At 52.0% G+C, this 1,692-nt stretch carries 1 protein-coding gene; it reads left to right on the forward strand.

The genetic code is table 11. The annotated features are described in order from the left end of the window. Positions 1-10 precede the first annotated feature (10 nt). Positions 11-1,279, forward strand: a complete 1,269-nt coding sequence (locus QVP67_RS14355; protein WP_022164243.1) for an ABC transporter permease — start codon at positions 11-13, stop codon at positions 1,277-1,279. The last annotated feature ends 413 nt before the right edge of the window (positions 1,280-1,692 follow it).

A 1,692-nucleotide genomic window follows, 5' to 3' on the forward strand; every position in this document is an offset into this window, starting at 1 on the left:
GCTTTACATTATGAACAAGAAACTATTTACCCAAATACGAAACGAATGGCGCAGCAACCTGTGGCTGGCGCTGGAGTTGCTGGTGGTGAGTGTGGTGATGTGGTACATCATCGATCTGCTCTACTGCCGCCTGGCTACCTATATGGAGCCGCGTGGCTTCGACACGGAGCATTGCTACCTGATAGATATGGGCGTGCTCACCGACAAGAGTCTCGACTATACACCTTATAGCGATACCCACAAGCAGAGCGACGAAGTGCGCGAGCTGGTGGAACGTTTGCGCCGCCGCCCCGAGGTGGAAGCTGTCAGCTTGTCGCATAGTTCCTATCCCTACAACGGAAGCAACGGTTCTATTGAGGTGGAGTATGACACACTTCGTGCACCCCGCTGGACCATCCGTCGCATTGTGACTCCCGACTTTGTACGCGTGTTCCGTTATCAGGGAACGCGCGGTGAAACGCCCGAACAGCTGGCTGAAATATTGGAGAGAGGCGATTTCTTGGCTTCGGACAATCTGTATCGCAAGTATGACGTTCCGATGACGTCACTGATAGGCAAGAAGGAATTCTACTTGTTCGGAGATACAACCCAGACGTACTGTCTGGGAGCTGCCTTGCAGAATGTGCGTTACGATGATTTCACGCAGGCGCGCTCCAGTTACTGTGCAGTTTACAATCTGGAGAAACTGGAGCGGGAGAAAGGGATAGCTTGGATCGGTGCCGACAATGAGCTCTGTGTCCGCGTCCGTGCCGACCGTGACCAGAACTTTATGGAGAACCTGAAAGCCGACAGCGAGAAGCAGTTCCGCATAGGCAATCTCTACATTAGCGACATCAAAAGCTTCAAGGACATCCGTCGCAGCTTCCAGCAAGGCGAGACCAGCGAGATGCGCAACTTGGTTGTGGGCATGGGTTTCCTGCTGCTGAATATCTTCTTGGGACTGCTCGGTACGTTCTGGTTCCGTACGCAGCAGCGCCGGGGCGAGATTGCTCTGCACAAGGCGATGGGTGCCACGGACGGTGCGGTGTTCGGCCGCCTGATGAGTGAAGGTATTTTCCTGTTGCTGATCGTTACCGTGCTTGCCGTCATTATTGACATCGTACTGGCTCACTTCGAACTGAACAGCTGGCGCAACGGCACTACACTGGAGTGGCCACGCCTGGCTTTCTGTGTTGCCTCTACCTTTATTCTTATTGCCGCTATGATCGGTGTCGGCATTGGCATTCCGGCACGACGCGCCATGAAAGTGCAGCCGGCGGAAGCGTTGCACGATGAGTAAGGAGCCTCACCCCCGGCCCCTCTCCCAGAGAGAGGAGAGGAAAGGCCCCTCTCCCAAGGAGAGGGGAGGAGAGGAGGGGATTGGGCTTCCGAGACTTGAGCAGTTTGCTCTGGTTTAATACGGATAAACTGGCAGTTTAGTACGGATAAACTCACAGTTTAATGCGAATAAACTGGCAGTTTAATGCGGTTAAACTCACAGTTTAATATGGATAAATAAAAATAAACTGGCATGTTTCTATCTGTCAGCAGGTTAGAAATAAGCGTGACTGACAATTCATGCCCGTAAGACTTGAACTGTTCGTTTGCGAACCCTAAATGAAATTGTTATTATAAAGAAATGACTGAAATGAAAAAAACTTCCCATACCTTCCACTTTTCCCTCTCCTTGGGAGAGGGGTCGGGGGTGAGGCT

Origin of the sequence: Bacteroides sp. CAG:633, from assembly GCF_000435115.1 — a bacterium.
In the GTDB taxonomy this organism is placed as follows: domain Bacteria; phylum Bacteroidota; class Bacteroidia; order Bacteroidales; family Bacteroidaceae; genus Bacteroides; species Bacteroides ndongoniae.

Coding starts and splice junctions, on each gene's coding strand:
- QVP67_RS14355 (WP_022164243.1), top strand. CDS start 11: ATGAACAAGAAACTATTTACCCAAATACGAAACGAATGGCGCAGCAAC.